The organism is Glutamicibacter soli (assembly GCF_003309065.1).
Lineage (GTDB): Bacteria > Actinomycetota > Actinomycetes > Actinomycetales > Micrococcaceae > Glutamicibacter > Glutamicibacter soli.
The window spans coordinates 167,635-183,496 of record NZ_POAF01000006.1; the positions used below are offsets into that span (position 1 = coordinate 167,635).

The 15,862-nt window shown below is 65.2% G+C and carries 12 protein-coding genes; 8 read left to right on the forward strand and 4 right to left on the reverse strand.

Going from position 1 to position 15,862, the window contains the following annotated elements; all coding sequences use genetic code 11:
* Window positions 1-99 precede the first annotated feature (99 nt).
* From C1H84_RS13280 to C1H84_RS13310, 7 genes are all read left to right on the forward strand, one after another.
* Window positions 100-1,590, forward strand: coding sequence for a helix-turn-helix transcriptional regulator (locus tag C1H84_RS13280; RefSeq protein ID WP_181728137.1), 1,491 nt, complete (start codon window positions 100-102; stop codon window positions 1,588-1,590).
* 28 nt (window positions 1,591-1,618) lie between these two features.
* Window positions 1,619-2,518, forward strand: coding sequence for a universal stress protein (locus C1H84_RS13285; protein WP_113607625.1), 900 nt, complete (start codon window positions 1,619-1,621; stop codon window positions 2,516-2,518).
* 3 nt (window positions 2,519-2,521) lie between these two features.
* A complete protein-coding gene (gene pdxR / locus C1H84_RS13290; protein WP_113607626.1) occupies window positions 2,522-4,036 on the forward strand; it encodes a MocR-like pyridoxine biosynthesis transcription factor PdxR in 1,515 nt (504 codons plus the stop codon).
* 108 nt (window positions 4,037-4,144) lie between these two features.
* Window positions 4,145-5,347 carry an alanine racemase gene (gene alr / locus C1H84_RS13295; protein ID WP_113607627.1) on the forward strand — a complete coding sequence of 401 codons (1,203 nt, stop codon included), beginning with the start codon at window positions 4,145-4,147 and terminating at the stop codon, window positions 5,345-5,347.
* Between the two features lie 97 nt (window positions 5,348-5,444).
* Window positions 5,445-6,839 carry an aspartate aminotransferase family protein gene (locus tag C1H84_RS13300; RefSeq protein ID WP_113607628.1) on the forward strand — a complete coding sequence of 465 codons (1,395 nt, stop codon included), beginning with the start codon at window positions 5,445-5,447 and terminating at the stop codon, window positions 6,837-6,839.
* 17 nt (window positions 6,840-6,856) lie between these two features.
* Window positions 6,857-7,897 (forward strand): phosphate acyltransferase, encoded by a 1,041-nt coding sequence (locus C1H84_RS13305; protein WP_220124911.1) that lies wholly within the window; start codon window positions 6,857-6,859, stop codon window positions 7,895-7,897.
* On the forward strand, window positions 7,894-9,459 hold the full coding sequence (locus C1H84_RS13310) for an APC family permease (protein WP_425323567.1): 1,566 nt from the start codon (window positions 7,894-7,896) through the stop codon (window positions 9,457-9,459). The genes C1H84_RS13305 and C1H84_RS13310 overlap by 4 nt, the downstream gene beginning before the upstream one ends.
* Before the next feature lie 69 nt (window positions 9,460-9,528).
* Here the strand turns inward: C1H84_RS13310 and C1H84_RS13315 are convergent, their stop codons facing one another.
* The 3 genes from C1H84_RS13315 to C1H84_RS13325 are packed head-to-tail and all read right to left on the reverse strand — an operon-like array spanning window position 9,529 to window position 13,082.
* A complete protein-coding gene (locus C1H84_RS13315) occupies window positions 9,529-11,232 on the reverse strand; it encodes a cobaltochelatase CobT-related protein (protein ID WP_113607630.1) in 1,704 nt (567 codons plus the stop codon).
* Window positions 11,233-12,249, reverse strand: coding sequence for an AAA family ATPase (locus tag C1H84_RS13320; protein ID WP_113607631.1), 1,017 nt, complete (start codon window positions 12,247-12,249; stop codon window positions 11,233-11,235). It lies immediately after the preceding gene.
* Window positions 12,250-12,254: 5 nt separating this feature from the next.
* Window positions 12,255-13,082, reverse strand: a complete 828-nt coding sequence (locus tag C1H84_RS13325) for an IclR family transcriptional regulator (protein WP_053797278.1) — start codon at window positions 13,080-13,082, stop codon at window positions 12,255-12,257.
* A gap of 188 nt (window positions 13,083-13,270) precedes the next feature.
* On the opposite strand from C1H84_RS13325, the gene xsc reads away from it, so the two are divergent.
* Window positions 13,271-15,112 (forward strand): sulfoacetaldehyde acetyltransferase, encoded by a 1,842-nt coding sequence (xsc, locus tag C1H84_RS13330; RefSeq protein WP_220124912.1) that lies wholly within the window; start codon window positions 13,271-13,273, stop codon window positions 15,110-15,112.
* Between the two features lie 186 nt (window positions 15,113-15,298).
* Here the strand turns inward: xsc and C1H84_RS13335 are convergent, their stop codons facing one another.
* Window positions 15,299-15,847 (reverse strand): AAA family ATPase, encoded by a 549-nt coding sequence (locus tag C1H84_RS13335; RefSeq protein ID WP_181728138.1) that lies wholly within the window; start codon window positions 15,845-15,847, stop codon window positions 15,299-15,301.
* Between the last annotated feature and the right edge of the window lie 15 nt (window positions 15,848-15,862).

Genomic DNA, 15,862 nt, shown 5'->3' on the forward strand with positions numbered 1-15,862 from the left:
CACCATAATTCGCGCCGATGCCGGTGAATTGCGGGTAACCATGGGAAATATGCCGGATTCTACTGGAAACTTTGCAACTTCTTCCCTTACTCTGGTCGTGTGACTGCTACCACATGGAATCGAGATGCCCGTCCCGAGGGACCGGCCGCCGGCGCCGGAGTCGAGGAAGAGCTCGACGTGATCGCCCTGGGGCGGCGCATCCGCTACCTGCGCAAGGAAAAGGGCATGACCCTTGACAACATCTGTGCGCTGGTTGAAACCGCGCCAAGCCACCTGTCGCTGGTGGAGAACGGCAAGCGCGAGCCGAAGCTCTCGCTGCTCAAGTCGCTGGCCGCGGCGCTCGGCGTCAGCGTGGACGACCTGCTGGGGACCGAGCCTCCCTCGCGGCGCGCCGCGCTGGAAATCGAGCTCGAACGCGCGCAGCGCGGTCCGCTCTACGACTCGCTGGGCCTGCCGAAGGTGAGGATCTCCAGCCGGCTGCCCATGGACGTGCTCGAATCCCTGGTCGGGCTGCAGCGCGAGCTGGAGCACCGGCTCGACGAGCAGGCGGCCACCCCGGAGGAAGCCCGCCGGGCCAATACCAAGCTGCGCGAGGAAATGCGCCAGCGCAACAACTACTACCAGGAGATCGAGCAGGAAGCCGGACGCATCCTGAAGGCCGCCGGGCACACCGGCGGGCCGCTGTCCCACCACCGCTCGGCGGATATCGCCGAATACCTGGGCTTCAGCCTGCGCTACGTCGGCAACCTTCCGCACTCCACCCGCTCGGTCACCGACCTGAAGAACCACCGGATCTACCTCACCCAGTCCACCCGCGCGGACCACGACCCGCGTTCGGTGCTGCTGCAGGCGCTGGGCCACTATGTGCTGGGGCACCAGACCCCGGTGAACTACGCCGATTTCCTGTCCCAGCGCGTGGCCACGAACTATTTCGCCGCGGCGCTGATGATGCCGGAGAAGGAAACCACCGACTTCCTGCATCAGGCGAAAAAGGAACGCGCGCTGGCCGTGGAGGACATCCGCGACGCCTTCGCGGTGTCCTACGAGTCGGCCGCGCACCGCTTCACGAACCTGGCCACCGAGCACCTGGGCATCACCTGCCACTTCCAGAAGGTGCACGAGTCGGGCATCCTGCATAAGGCCTATGAGAACGACGGGGTGAACTTCCCGGCCGACCACACCGGAGCCATCGAGGGCCAGACCATCTGCCGCTACTGGACCAGCCGGGTGGTCTTCGACGTGGCGGACAAGTTCCGCGCCTTCGAGCAGTTCACCGACACCGTCAACGGCACCTACTGGTGCACCGCCCGCACCGAGCGGCACTCGTCGGGGCTGTATTCGCTGTCCATCGGCGTGCCCTTCGAGCACGTGAAGTGGTTCCGCGGGCGCGACACCAAGGAACGCTGCCAGTCCAAGTGCCCGGACGAGAACTGCTGCCGCCGCCCTCCGGCGGATCTGTCGTCCACCTGGTTCGGCAATGCGTGGCCGGCCACGCGCGCGAATACGCACCTGCTGGCGGCCATGCCCACCGGGGCCTTCCCCGGCGTGGACGAGACCGAGGTCTACAAGTTCCTGGAGGAACAGGCTTAACCCATTGACGCCGGAAGGGCGGTAAAACGTGAAGTACGTGATTGGATGCACCGCGGATGAACGCGGCCGTGAGGCGATCTCGCTTGCACTGACGCTGGCGCGCTCATTGGCCGACCCGTCGACCGTCAGCTTGGAGCTGGTGCACATCATCAGGGGCGAGGCGCCGGAGAACACTGCCACGCAGAGCGAGAAGACCTTCCAGCAGTTTCAATACGATACCGCCATGGGCTGGATGCAGCGCTGCCTGGACCTGGTCCCGTCGGCGCTCGACGCGCAAATCCACATTCGGTTCGCGGATTCCATGGCCGGCGGCATGCTTGAAGCCGTCGCGGCCTTCAACGCGGACCTGGTGGTGATCGGCGCGGCGAGCCACGGCCCGCTGCGGCGCTTCACGGTAGGCAGCGTCGCCAACGCGCTGCTGCATTCCTCCCCGGTACCCGTGGCGCTGGCCCCCTCGGGGTACCGCCCGCCCCGGCTGCTGACGCGCATCACCTGCGCCCTGGGCACCAGGTCGGGGTCCGAAGCGGTACTGCAGTCGGCTGTCGAAGCCGCCGCGGCGCGCCACGTCCCGCTGCGTCTGGTGTCCCTGGTTGCGCTGGATCTCAGCCAGGCCCAGGGCATCAGCAACCTCGGCCAGCGCACCCAGGCGCATTCCAGCCGCGTGCTCGACGAAGCGGTCAGCGCCGTCGCCCACCGGACCGTGGTGACAGCCGAGGTGGCCCAGGGGCGTTCCATCGAGGCCGCGATCAACACCCTGGACTGGGACGAGGAAGAGCTGGTGCTGATCGGCTCAAGCCGTTTGGCCGAGCGCAGCAAGATCTTCATGGGGGCCACCGCGAACAAGATGCTGCGCGCCCTGCCGGTGCCCATGGTGGTGGTGCCGAGGTACCACATTGCCGCCGGCTCCGAACCCGCAGCCAGGCTGTAGGCGGTGACCGTGCAGGAGGAGGGCGCCCGGACAGTCGAAACGCAGGCCTTGGCCCCGATTTCCATCGGGGAGGATTCAGCCGAGCCGCTGTACCGGCAGCTCCGCCTGGCCCTGGAGCACCAGATCCATACGGGAAGCATCGTGCCCGGCTTGGCCCTGCCCAGCTCCCGCGAGCTCTCCCGTGAACTCGGGCTCTCGCGCAACACCGTGAATGCCGCGCTGCAGGAGCTTCTCGCCTCCGGGCTGATCGAGTCCAGGGCGCGCCGCGGATACTTCGTGAACACCCAAATGCTCTCCTCGAGGAACGTGCAGCGCGGACCGGGGAACTCGGGCGCTTCGCCCATCGACGTGCAGCGGCACATCAAGTCCCGCGTCGGGGCCGGGCGCCCCGAGATCACCAAGATCGGCAATTGGAGGGACTACCCCTACCCATTCGTCGCCGGCCAGGTGGATGAACGGGACTTTCCCCGCTTGGCGTGGGCTCGGGCGCTTCGCGAATCACTGGACCCGCCGCATCTGCACTATTCGCTGCGCGACTCGGTGGACGAAGACGACCCGTATCTGGTGGACATGCTCTGCCAGCGGGTGCTCCCGGCGCGCGGAATCATCGCACACCCGGAAAACATCCTGATTACCGCCGGGTCGCAGCAGGGGCTGGACCTGCTGGCGCAGACGACCATGGACTCGCGCACCACCGTGGCGGTGGAGAACCCCGGCTACGTGGACGCCCGCCACACCTTCGCCCGCACCGGCGCGCAGCTGCTGCCGCTGGAGGTGGATTCCCACGGGATGGTGCCGCCCGACTCGTTCGAGCGGATCGACACGGTGTACCTGACCCCGAGCCACCACAGCCCGACCAACGCGACCCTGAGCGTGACCCGCCGCCGCGCAATCCTCGACGCCACCGCGCGCAGCGGCACGCTGGTCATCGAAGACGACTACGACAGCGAATTCCGCTATCGGGGCAAGCCGACGCCTGCCCTGAAGGCGCTGAAGAATTCAGGCCATGTGGTGTACCTGGGATCCTTCACCAAGTTCCTGGCCCCCGGCCTGCGCATGGGCTACTTGGTCGGCGACGCGGCGCTGATCGCTGAATTGCGCACCCAGCGCCGGTACCGGGTCAGGCATATCGCAGGGCATCCGCAACGGGCGATGGCGCTCATGATCGATTCGGGCCAATACCAGCGCACCATTTCCCGCCGCAGGACCCAGCTGCAGCGCAAGTGGGTCAGCCTGACCGACGCCCTGCACGAGCATCTGCCCTGGGAGCTGAATACGCCCCCGGGCGGGGTGAGCATCTGGATCCAGGGGCCGCCGGACCTCGACTGCCGTGAGCTGGGCGCGCGGTGCCTGGAACGCGGAGTGGTGATCGAGCGCGGGGACATCTTCTTCGACAGCCCGGAGCTGCACCGGAACCACTTCCGCCTCGGGTTCGCGGCGATCGACGTGGAATCCATCGAGCCGGGGGTGCGGATCCTGGCCGACACGATCAAGACCCTGCTCGGCCGGCAGGCGTGAGCCCGCGGCGCTGGTCTTAGGAAAATCGGGGCGAACTGGGTCTGGGTGCCGTGCGGTTAATGGGTGACAGTTGGGACAATCAATCGCTACCAGGAGAAAGGCCCGACAATGCCCAGTCCCACGATTTTCCTCGACTCGGCGGCCCGGATCGACACCGCGAACCCGCAGCGCAGCGCGCTGATCGACCTCGGAGCCATCAGCGGCAATGTTGAAACGCTGCGCGGGATCGCGGGCACCGCGAAGCTGATGGCGGTGCTCAAGGCCGACGGCTACGGCCACGGGCTGGTCCCGGCAGCCCGCGCGGCCCTGCGCGGGGGCGCGGACTACCTGGGCACCGCCGTCCTGGAGGAGGCCTTCGCCTTGCGCGCCGCAGGAGTCGATGCCCCGATCTTCACTTGGCTCAATGCGCCCGGGAGCAACTACCTCCGGGCCATCGAGGAAGATATCGATCTGGCAGCCTACGACTGCGCCCAGCTCGAGGAGATCTGCCACGCGGCCCGGCAGGCCGGGCGGCCCGCGCGCGTCCATCTGAAGATCGACACCGGCATGTGGCGGGGCGGGGCAAGCGCCGAGGACTGGCCCCGGCTGTGCGGCGCGGCGCGGCGCGCCCTGGACGCCGGGCTGATCGAGGCCACCGGCATCTGGTCGCACCTGGCCGCGGCCGACGAACCGGAGAACCCGTCGACCTCGATGCAGCTGGCGGCATTCCGCGCCGCGCTCGCCGTGGCCCGGGACCTCGGAATCACCCCGAGACTGCGCCACATCGCCAACTCGGCGGCCACGCTCAGCAACCCGGAAGCCCACTTCGACCTGGTGCGGCCCGGGATTTCCGTCTACGGCATCAACCCGCTGCCGCCCGAATACCGCACCTCCCGGATGGACCTGCGCCCGGCCATGACCCTGCGCGCGGCCGTCGCGCATGTGAAAGCCGCCCCCGCCGGCGCCGCGGTGAGCTACGGGGGAACTGAACGCGCGGCGGCCGCCACCCAGCTGGCCATCATCCCCCTCGGGTACGCCGACGGGGTGATGCGCAGCGCCAGCAGCAAGGGACCGGTGCAGATCGGCGCCGGGAGGTACCGGGTGATCGGGCGCGTGTGCATGGACCAGTTCATGGTCCAGGTCGGTTCGGACGCCGTGGTGCCGGGCCAGCAGGCCCTGCTTTTCGGGCCGGGAACCGACGGGGAGCCGCACCTGGACCAGTGGGCCCAGGCCGCGGACACGATCCCGTACGAAATCCTGACCCGCATCGGAACTCGGGTGCCCAGGATCTATCTCGAGTCGATTCCCGCCCCGGACGTTTCTGGTACCTAAAAAGTTGGTTCATTCTGGCTCTGGGAATGGACCCAGCAAGCGGGCAGAGTGATACACACCACATGGTGTCTCCATGGGTCACTAAAGGAGGAAAACGATGACGACTTCAGATATCCGCACGCGGGCACAGCGCCACCTTTACCCGCACTTCACGACGGGGCAGGTCTGGAACAGCGACCAGCTGCCGATCATCGTGCGCGGCGAGGGCAGCTACCTGTTCGACGAAGACGGCACCAAGTTCCTCGACGGACTGGCAGGCCTCTTCTGTGCGAATATCGGGCACGGGCGCCAGGACATCCCCAAGGCCGCCTACGAGCAGATGTCCAAGCTGGCCTACTGGACCAACTGGGGCTCGGCCCATCCGGCAGCCGTCGAGGCAGCCACCGCCATCGCCAACCTGGCTCCGGGCGACCTGGAGACGGTGTTTTTCGTCAACTCGGGCTCCGAGGCGGTGGAGTCGGCCATCAAGTTCGCCCGCCAGTACCACCGAGGCCAAGGCCAGCCTCAGCGCACCAAGATCATCGCCCGGAACATGGCCTACCACGGCACCACCCTCGGCGCCCTGGCGGTCACCGGCATTCCGGCCTACAAGGAGCCCTTCGGCACCCTGATGCCAGGAGTTTTCCACGTGCCGAACACCCTGGGTGAGAGCATCCCGGAGGGCGGCAGCGCAGCCGACCTGCCCTCGGTGCAGGCCATCCGCGAACTGATCGAGCGCGAAGGCGCGGAGACCATCGCCGCCCTGTTCGCCGAGCCGGTGCAGAACTCCCGCGGCGCACTGGTGCCGCCGGCCGGCTACTGGCAGGAACTGCGCGCCATCTGCGACAAGCACGGCATCCTGCTGGTCGCCGACGAAGTCATCACCGGTTTCGGACGCCTGGGCGAGTGGTTCGGCAGCATCAAGTTCGACGTGGTCCCGGACCTGATCACCTTCGCCAAGGGCTCCACCTCCGGCTACGCCCCGCTGGGCGGCGTGATCATCCGCAAGCCGCTGGCCGATGCCATGCTGGCCAGCGAGCAGGCAGGCATCTTCACCCACGGCGCCACCTGGGGCGGGCACCCGGTATCCACCGCGGTGGCGGTCGCCAACCTGCAGGCGCTGGCGGAAGAGAACATCACCGGCAACGTGCGCAGCCTCGAACCCTACTTCCAGAACGGCCTGGACAAGCTCGTGGCGGCCCATTCAAGCATCAAGGAATACCGGGGCGCAGGCTTCTTCTACGCCATCGAATTGATGGGCGACCGGAACAGCGGCCGGGAACTGAGCGCCGACGAGTCCAAGGCGCTGCTCACGCAGGTCATGCCGCAGGCCATGCGCGAGGTCAACCTGATCACCCGCCCGGACAACCGCGGAGCCACCATGCTCGTGCTCTCGCCGCCGCTGGTGGCCGACCAGGACGTGCTGGACGACCTGCTGGGCAAGGTGGACCACGTGATGAGCGCGGCCGATTCCTACCTCCGCCTCGGCGCACCGTCCCTGGCGCGGGCCTAAGGGCGGAAGGGCACACCATGCTGTTGGCCAGCGCGGTGCCGCAGCACGCGGACATCGACCCCATGCTGCATGAACGCTTTGCCCGGGTTCGCGCAGGCGGCGGCGCACAGCGCATCATCTTGCCGGAGGGCGACGATGCGCGGGTGCGCCAGGCCGCGGACATCCTGCGGTCGCTGGGCGCCGAACCCCGGCTACTGGGGGGAAGCTCGTCCGGCGCCGCCAGACAGGACCTTGTGCAGCTGCGCAGCTCTGCGGTGCTGGAGCATCTGGAGCGCGCGCTTGGCGCCCGCGGGCCGGAGGCCCTGCCCGAAGCGCTGGAGGATCCGCTGGCGGTCTCGATGGCGGCGGTGGCGGCAGGCGAGGCGCAGGCAGTGGTCGCCGGCGCCACCTGCCCCACCTCGCAGGTCATGCGGATGGCCTTCCGGGTCGTTGGCCCGTCAACCCCCGGCGGCACCGTCTCCTCCAGCTTCCTGATGCGTTTGTCATCGGGGGAGTACCAGTGCTTCGGCGACTGCGCGGTGATCCCCGATCCGACGGTGGAGCAGCTGGCGCAGATCGCCATCGCCACGGCAGATAGCTTCCGCGCCCTGACCGGCGGGGAACCGCGGGTCGCGATGCTGTCCTTCTCCACCGCAGGCAGCGCGGAACACGCCAGCGTGTCGGTAGTCCGCGAGGCCACAGCCAGGGTGCGCGCTCTGCGTCCCGGGCTGTGCATCGACGGGGAGCTGCAATTCGACGCCGCGGCCGACCAGCTGGTGGCTGCGGCCAAGGCTCCGGACTCGGCCGTCGCAGGACGGGCCAACGTCTATATCTTCCCCAACCTGGCGGCCGGAAACATCGGGTACAAAATCACCCAACGGCTCGCGGGCGCGCAGGCCTACGGCCCCATCCTCCAGGGGTTGGCCGCGCCGGTGAATGACTTGTCCCGCGGGGCGAGTGTTAGCGACATAGTCAATGTCTCCCTTATTTCCTTGGTGCAGGCGGCAGCCTACAACCCCCCTGGCGGCGAAACTCGTCGCGAGAGCGGCCCGCACCACCAACGAGCGAGGTTCTCATGAAGGTGACAACACCACAAGGCAGCAACCAGGCGGCAACACCCCAGTCTTCGGGAGGTGCCGGCATGCCCGGCACGGCCCCGGGCAGTGAACAGCCCGAACGTCTTGCCAAGACGCTGAAGGCGCGCTGGGTCTGGGCCATTGCCCTGGGCTCCGCGGTCGGCTGGGGCGCATTCATCCTGCCGACCGACTGGCTCGCGGTCGGCGGGCCGGTCGGGGCGATCAGCGGATTCATGATCGGCGGCGCGCTGATGGTCCTGATCGCGGTCAGCTACGGTTTCCTGATCAAGTCATTCCCCGTGTCCGGCGGCGAGCTGGCCTTCGCACTGGTCGGCTTCGGCCGGACGCACGCCTACTTCTGCGGTTGGTACCTGACGCTGGGCTATACGTGCATCGTGGCGCTGAACGCCTCGGCCATGGCCTTGCTCTTCCGCAAGCTGATGCCCGATCTCGTCCAGCAGGGATACCTGTATACGGTGGCCGGCTGGGACGTCTACATCGTTGAAGTGGTCATTTCAATGACCGTGCTCGTCGTGTTCGCATTGCTCAACATCCGCGGCACCGCGCTCTCGGGGCGCATCCAGTTCATCGCCTGCGTGATCATGCTGATTGCCGTGGCCTGCATCCTGGTGGGTGTGCTGATCAGCCCGCAGACGGTGCTGTCCAACGCCACCCCCGCCTTCCCTGCGGGTGTGAACCCGGTGGCAGCCATTGCGGCGATCGTGGCCATCGCGCCGTGGGCCTTCATCGGCTTCGACAACGTGCCCCAGGCGGCCGAGGAATTCGACTTCCCGCCGGCCAAGGCCATGCGCTTGATCGTCCTGGCGCTGCTGGCAGCGGCCGTGCTGTACTGCGCAATGATCGCCTCGGTGGCATTCAGCGCACCATGGGAAGCCCTCGCCAACGGCGACTCGGCCTGGGGCAGCGCTGATGCGCTGACCGGCGTCATGGGCGGAATCGGCATGCTGCTGCTGAGCATCGGCATCACGATGGGCGTGAGCACCGGCTTGAACGGATTCTATGTATCCGCCAGCCGCATCCTGCTTGGGATGGGCCGTGCGCAAATGGTTCCCGCGATCTTCGCCCGGCTGCATCCCAAATACAAGACCCCGCACTACGGCGTGCTCTTCGTCGCAGCGGTCTGCCTGATCAGCCCCTGGTTCGGCCGTGCGGCACTGACCTGGGTCGTGGACATGTCGGCGGTCGGCGTGACCGTCGCCTACCTCTACACCTGCCTGTGCGCGTTCAAGCTCTTCCGAACCACGAATTCCAAGCGCGGCCAGAGCGAGCTCGGGGACGTGAACTCGACGTCCAAGAAGGTGCTGAGCCTGCTGGGAGCCATCACGGCGCTGACGTTCATGGCGTTGCTGCTGATCCCGGGATCCCCTGGCGCGTTGGGCAAGGAATCGATGATCGCACTGGTGGTCTGGACCCTGCTGGGAGTGATCTTCTTCCTGGTGCGTCGCAAGCACAACAAGACGCTGAGCGATGAACAGGTCGACATGCTGGTGCTGGGCGCTCCGCGGCCAAAGGGCACCGAATTGCGCCAGCGTTCCAGGAGCTAGGAAGCAGCACTGCCCACAAGAATACCGTTGTTGCCGGCTCGTGGAAGGGGCCGCCAACAACGGTATTTTTCAGCGGATGCGGAGCATACGCTGCAGCAGCTGCAGGAATTCGCGAATGCCCTGGGCGGTGGCCAACTGCCCGGTGTCCAAGGTGGTGCTGCAGTCGCCGAAGTAGTTGCTCATGTCCAATCCGACTCCGAGCGCGCCCACGTCGAGCCCGGTGCCTCGCGCGGCCCAGACGGCGTTGACCAGGTCGTGCTGGAGATATGACTCACCGTTGGCATTGCCGGTGGCGGCGTCCGACGGGCTGCCGTCCGACAGGACAATGAGCAATCGGCGCTCGGCAGGGGACTGGCCGAGCCGCTCAGCGGCCCAGCGAACAGCTTCCCCGTCGATCCCTTCCTTGTAGCGGGGCTGATGCAGCAGCGCCCCCAGGGAGAGCCGGCTGTTCCGCCAGCTTTGCTCCTCGGTCTTGAACACCAGGTGGGCCAGTTCGTTGAGGCGGCCGGGGTTCGGCTCAGCGCCTTGCTTGCGCCATGCAGCCAGCGCGCGGCCGCCGTTCCAGTTCCCGGTGGTGTATCCGAGGACTTCGCTGGGCACGTCGCAGCGCTCAAGGGCGCGCAGCAACAGGTGCAGGAACGCGGCGACCTGCGGCGCGTGATGGCGCATGGAACCCGAACAGTCCACCAGGAAACTCACTGCGGCGTACGGCGCCGAGCAGTGCTGGTCTTCGAGGAAGATGCGCCGTTCCTGCGGCATGGCGACAAGCTGGGCCAGCCGTGAGCCATCGAGCAATCCCTGCTCCGCGCCACCGCAGCGCCCATCGACATCCGGCTGGCAGAGCAGGGCCCGAAGCTGTCGGGACAGCAGCGGCTGGTTGACCCCGGACCGCGCGGCGATGTCGTCGACGGTCTGGCGGTATTTTTCGAGTTGCGCACGGCGTATGGATTGGGCGGCAGGTATCTGCCGGTCGAAAGCCGTGGTGAAAATCCGGTAGTTTCCGGGGTCCGCCGCGCTGGCGCCGCCGTCGGACAAGGCCGCCTTGCCATAGTGCTGGGCTTCGTTGGCGACATCAAGATGCAGGGTAAATCCGCGCACGTCCTTTGCCGAGCGTGCAGGGGGTTGAGACCGGCCTCGTGCCGCCCGCCGTGCGGAAATATCCGCGTCAACCAGCGAGGCGATTTCCTGCGCTATTAATGCATAGGCCTGCTGGTCATGGCGGATCGCGCGCAAATTGGAAATGGCTGCGCCGAGCCCGGGAGGGAAGGCGGCCCTGGTCGTCTCGATGCGGTCGCCGATGTCGGTGGGCAGTTCGACCCCGTTGACCTTGGCGTGGGCGAGAACGCATACGGCCCAGAGCAACTGGCCCAGATCGGTTTCCGCCAGCGTCGACCCGTGAAACTGCCAGGCCCAGTGCCAGAAAGTGTGCCTGAGATTTGCCTTGACTCCCGGCAGGGAACACAGGGATTCGCAGCGCAGCTGTTCGAGCAGTTCAAAGATGAAGCGTCCGCCGTCGGATTCCGGCAGGCGGCTTTGATGGCATTCCAAGGACGAGTGCCTGGTGCGCAGCGCAAGCCCGTCACTGGCCCCGCGCGCCAGACGGATATCGCTGCCGTCGAGTCTCGGGTACAGGTGCCCTGCGTTATACGGAAGCGGCAAGCCATGCTTCCACGCAGTTCCGCCGCGAAGCTCCAGCTGCGGCTCGGAGCTGACCGCGCGCAGGCTCGCGGCCTGCAGCCGCCGAAGCAGCTCCGTGCCCTGTGCGGCGCCCATCTAGGCCACCAAATCAGAAGAATCCAGGGATTCGGCAAGATCCACGTCGAAGCAGCGCTGGTAGTACTCGGCCAGCAGCGGGCGCTCGGCATCATCGCATTTGTTCAAGAACGACAGCCTGAAGGCGAGTGCCGGGTCCTGGAAGATTTCGATGTTCTGCGCCCAGGTGATCACCGTACGCGGCGACATCAGCGTGGAGAGGTCTCCTGCCGCGAATCCTTGGCGGGTTAAGGCCGCCAGCTCGATCATGCGTTCAATGAGCGTCCTGCCGGCGTTTCGGGCTGCCAGATGCGGGACACGCGATGCGACGATGTCCAGTTCCTGCTCGGCCGGCAGGTAATTCAAACTGGCCACGACATTCCAGCGGTCGAGCTGGGCATGGTTCAGGCGCTGCACGCCGTGGTAGAGACCCGTAAGATTGCCCAGTCCCACGGTATTGGCAGTGGCAAAAAGCCGGAAGTCGGGATGCGGCCGGATGACCCTGTTCTGATCGGGGAGAACCAAAGCACCATCTTGTTCCAGCAGGCGTTGGATCACGAACATGACATCAGGTCGTCCCGCGTCGTATTCGTCCAGGATCAGCGCCATCGGCTGGCTCATGGCCCAGGGCAGGACGCCTTCTTGGAAGACTGTCATCGGCTGGCCGTCGCGCAGGACGACTGCATCTTTTCCCACCAGGTCCAGTCGGCTCAGCTGCCCGTCGAGGTTCACCCGCATCACCGGCCACCGCAGCCGGGCCGCGACCTGCTCAATGTGGGTCGACTTGCCGGTTCCATGCATGCCTTGGACCAGAACGCGGGATTTGTGCGTGAAGCCGGCCAGGATGGCGAGGGTAGTTGACTTGTCGAATTGATATGAAGCGTCCAGCGTCGGGACCTGCGCCGTGGCGCGGGTAAAACGGCTCACCGTCAGGTTGCTGTCGATCCCGAAAAGCCCTCGGACGTTGACGTTTTCCCTGTCCGGTGCGTTTTCCTCGGCGACCGCTTGAGGGATTTCGGTAGTTTCCGGGACGTTCATGGGGCTCACCATCCTGATGCTTGGAGTTCGGAGTTGTCGGTCAGGTCTTCGATACGGGCAATGTCCGCGGCGGCGCGCTGCATCAGGGGAAGGAGGCCTTCGAGATCAGCTGCGCTCTTGCGCATGATCGGGGCTTGCACCGCAACACACATATTCGATCGTCCCGATGCATTGGGGACGAGCACTGCGAGGCACACCAGTCCGTCGAGGTATTCCTGCTGATCCAGCGCGTAGCCTTGCTGGCGGATCCGTGCGAGTTCGAATTCCAGTGCGGGGTAGTCGGTGAGCGTGTGGGCGGTGAAGCGGGTGAGCCGATCGTTGTTCAGCAGCCTTTCGCGCTGCGCGGTTCCGAACTGCGAAACAATCAACTTGCCGCTGGCAGAGCAATGCGCCGGAACCCTGGAACCCGGGCCCAGGTGGACGCGAATCGGTTCGGTCGTCTCCACGCGGTCCAGATAGATGACCTCGTTCCCGGACAGCGCCGTGACATTGCAGCTTTCGCCGATCTGGGCCACGAGGTCTTTCAGGATGGCGTTGCGCGCCCCGTTGCGGGTGTCGTTGAGAAGAGTATCCTCGGCAAGCCGGCGCATGCGCGAGCCTGTTGCGTAATGCCGGCCGTCGCTGTGCCGGGTCAAAAGGTTGGAACTTTCCAGCTGTTGCAGCATGCGGTGCAACGTGGGTTTGGGAATGCCGGTTTGGTCGACGAGTGACTGCAGGGTGAACAGCTGGTCGCGGGTGGTGATGAGTTCCAAAAGCGCGATCATTCGCAGAGCTGGCGTTTCACCTTGTACTGCTCCGCTGGGGCCCAAGGAGGGTTCGGTGAGGTTTTCCATTAGTTAGCTCCTAGCCTTGCGAGTTTCATTAAATATTAGCATTTGAAACAAAAAGCTGAACAGGGGTTGACGAATGTGACCCGCGACGCATAGTTTTGATCTCAATCCCACTTTTTGTGGAATATGCAGGCAAAAAATGAGACACAATCAAATGGCTCCTTAGGGGTCCGATGTCCGAAGGGGGCAACATGTCCGAGCAGATCATCGAATCAGCAAACGCCGAGGTTCAGAACTCGGTGGCCAAACGCGAAGCGGTCAAGGGCGCGCAGAAAATGACCTCGTCCGAGGCTTTTGTTGAAACGCTGGTTGCCAATGACGTCACCGATATCTTCGGAATCATGGGATCAGCCTTCATGGATGCCATGGACATCTTCGCTCCGGCAGGCATCCGCCTGGTTCCCGTGGTGCATGAACAGGGTGCAGCGCACATGGCCGACGGTTATGCCCGCGCTTCCGGCCGCCACGGTGTGGTGATCGGGCAGAACGGCCCGGGCATCTCCAACTGCGTGACCGGAATTGCCGCAGCATTCTGGGCCCACAGCCCGGTTGTCATCGTCACTCCGGAAGCCGGCACCAACACCATCGGCCTAGGCGGATTCCAGGAGGCAAACCAGCTGCCGATGTTCCAGGAGTTCACCAAGTACCAGGGGCATGTCACCCATCCGCATCGCATGGCTGAATACACCGCACGCTGCTTCGACCGCGCCATGAGCGAGATCGGCCCGACGCAGCTGAACATTCCTCGCGATTACTTCTACAGCGAGAGTGTCACCGAGATTCCGGCGCCGCGTCGTGTGGACCGCGGCGCCGGTGGAACCAAGTCCCTGGATGAAGCGGTGCAGCTGCTGGCCGAGGCCAAGTTCCCCGTGATCATTTCCGGCGGCGGCATCGTCATGGCAGACGGCGTCGAAGAGTGCAAGGCCCTAGCCGAACGCCTGGGCGCCCCCGTGGTCAACAGCTACCAGCACAACGACTCCTTCCCTGCGAGCCACCCGCTGTGGGCTGGCCCGCTGGGCTACCAGGGCTCCAAGGCAGGCATGAGCCTGATTGCCCAGGCGGACGTGGTTCTGGCCTTGGGCACCCGGCTTGGCCCATTCGGTACCCTGCCGCAGTACGGACAGGAATACTGGCCGAAGAACGCCAAGATCATCCAGGTGGACGCCGACCACAAGATGCTTGGACTGGTCAAGAAGATCTCCGTGGGTATCTGCGGCGACGCCAAGGCAGTGGCCACCGAGCTGGTTGCACGACTGAAGAACCAGGCGTTGGCCTCGGACGCCACCAAGGCCGAGCGCGCGGCGACGATCCAGGACGCCAAGCAGTCGTGGGAAGCGGAACTTGATAACTGGACCCATGAAAAGGACGACTACTCCCTGGACGTCATCGAGGAGGCGGAGCAGGAAGAAGGCAACTGGCTGCACCCTCGTCAGGTATTGCGCGAGCTGGAAAAGGCCATGCCTCGCGACGTGATGGTGTCCACCGATATCGGCAACATCAACTCGGTAGCCCACAGCTACCTGCGGTTCGAACGTCCGCGCAGTTTCTTCGCACCGATGTCCTTCGGCAATTGCGGTTACGCGTTGCCGACCATCATCGGCGCCAAGGCCGCGGCTCCGGAGCGCCCTGCAATCGCCTACGCAGGTGACGGAGCTTGGGCCATGAGCATGGGCGAGGTGCTCACCGCGGTACGCCATGACATCCCGGTGACTGCCATCGTGTTCCGCAACCGCCAGTGGGGCGCCGAGAAGAAGAACCAGGTCGAGTTCTACGGACGCCGTTTCGTGGCAGGCGAACTGGACAACGGCGAGAGCTTTGCAGAAATGGCACGCAGCATGGGTGCCGAGGGTGTTGTTGTCGACAAGCTGGAAGACGTAGGTCCTGCGCTGCAGGCAGCCATCGACGCGCAGATGGTCGACGGCAAGACCACGGTTATCGAAATCATGTGCACCCGCGAGCTGGGCGATCCGTTCCGCCGCGATGCGCTCTCCACCCCGGTCCGCCACCTTGAGAAGTACCAGGACTACGTATAAGTCATAGGTGCCAGCAACTCAACACTCCGATGCCCCTGAACCGTTTATGGTCCAGGGGCATCGGTGTATCTCGAATCCAGCGTTGATTCAGCCGCTGGCAAGGCAGGAAGCCATCCCGAGGCATGCTTCGGAGGCTGCCGGAAAATTGCGAGTCCCTCGGCGCCGGTGATGTTGGCACCTAGCAACCTAGCAACCTAGCGTGTTGCGTATCTGTCGTACCGTTCGGGCAACGGTGCCGGATGCATCGATGACGGTCCAGCCCTGCTGTGCCGCCATCGTCAGATATTCTCGTCGACTCGAAACCAGATAATCCAGTGTCTCGAAATCCTCCGCGCGCGCAACGATACGTTCCTGCGCGAGTGCGGGGTCAACGTCCAAGACGATGATCTGGGATTCCCGGACCATATATTTCGCAAGTTTGGGAAGCAGCAGGCCCGCTGGCTGGCCGCGGAGCCTGCGGAGCACCAACTGGCAGTGCAAGTGGCGATCCATGACGGTTAAGCCGTCGAAACGCGTTGCGGTAAAGGAATTGACTGCGACATTGAGCGTGCGAATGCACGATTCAAACAGGTCGAGCATTCGTACGGGGATCGTGCGGCCCTTGTCCGTGAATTGACGGGTGAACCAGCGACGCCCAGCCGGGTTTGCGACATTTCTTGCGGCTATTCCATCGCGTACGAGTTCATCGACCAAGGCATTGATGGTGGTGGTCTTGCCGCTTCCATCGCTGCCCACGATGATGAGTGTTCG

Bases quoted from the DNA above. Each gene is read 5' to 3' on its own strand.
- alr (WP_113607627.1), top strand. From the start codon at position 4,145: ATGCCCAGTCCCACGATTTTCCTCGACTCGGCGGCCCGGATCGACACC.
- C1H84_RS13300 (WP_113607628.1), top strand. From the start codon at position 5,445: ATGACGACTTCAGATATCCGCACGCGGGCACAGCGCCACCTTTACCCG.
- C1H84_RS13305 (WP_220124911.1), top strand. From the start codon at position 6,857: ATGCTGTTGGCCAGCGCGGTGCCGCAGCACGCGGACATCGACCCCATG.
- C1H84_RS13310 (WP_425323567.1), top strand. From the start codon at position 7,894: ATGAAGGTGACAACACCACAAGGCAGCAACCAGGCGGCAACACCCCAG.
- C1H84_RS13315 (WP_113607630.1), bottom strand. From the start codon at position 11,232: ATGGGCGCCGCACAGGGCACGGAGCTGCTTCGGCGGCTGCAGGCCGCG.
- C1H84_RS13320 (WP_113607631.1), bottom strand. From the start codon at position 12,249: ATGAACGTCCCGGAAACTACCGAAATCCCTCAAGCGGTCGCCGAGGAA.
- C1H84_RS13325 (WP_053797278.1), bottom strand. From the start codon at position 13,082: ATGGAAAACCTCACCGAACCCTCCTTGGGCCCCAGCGGAGCAGTACAA.
- xsc (WP_220124912.1), top strand. From the start codon at position 13,271: ATGTCCGAGCAGATCATCGAATCAGCAAACGCCGAGGTTCAGAACTCG.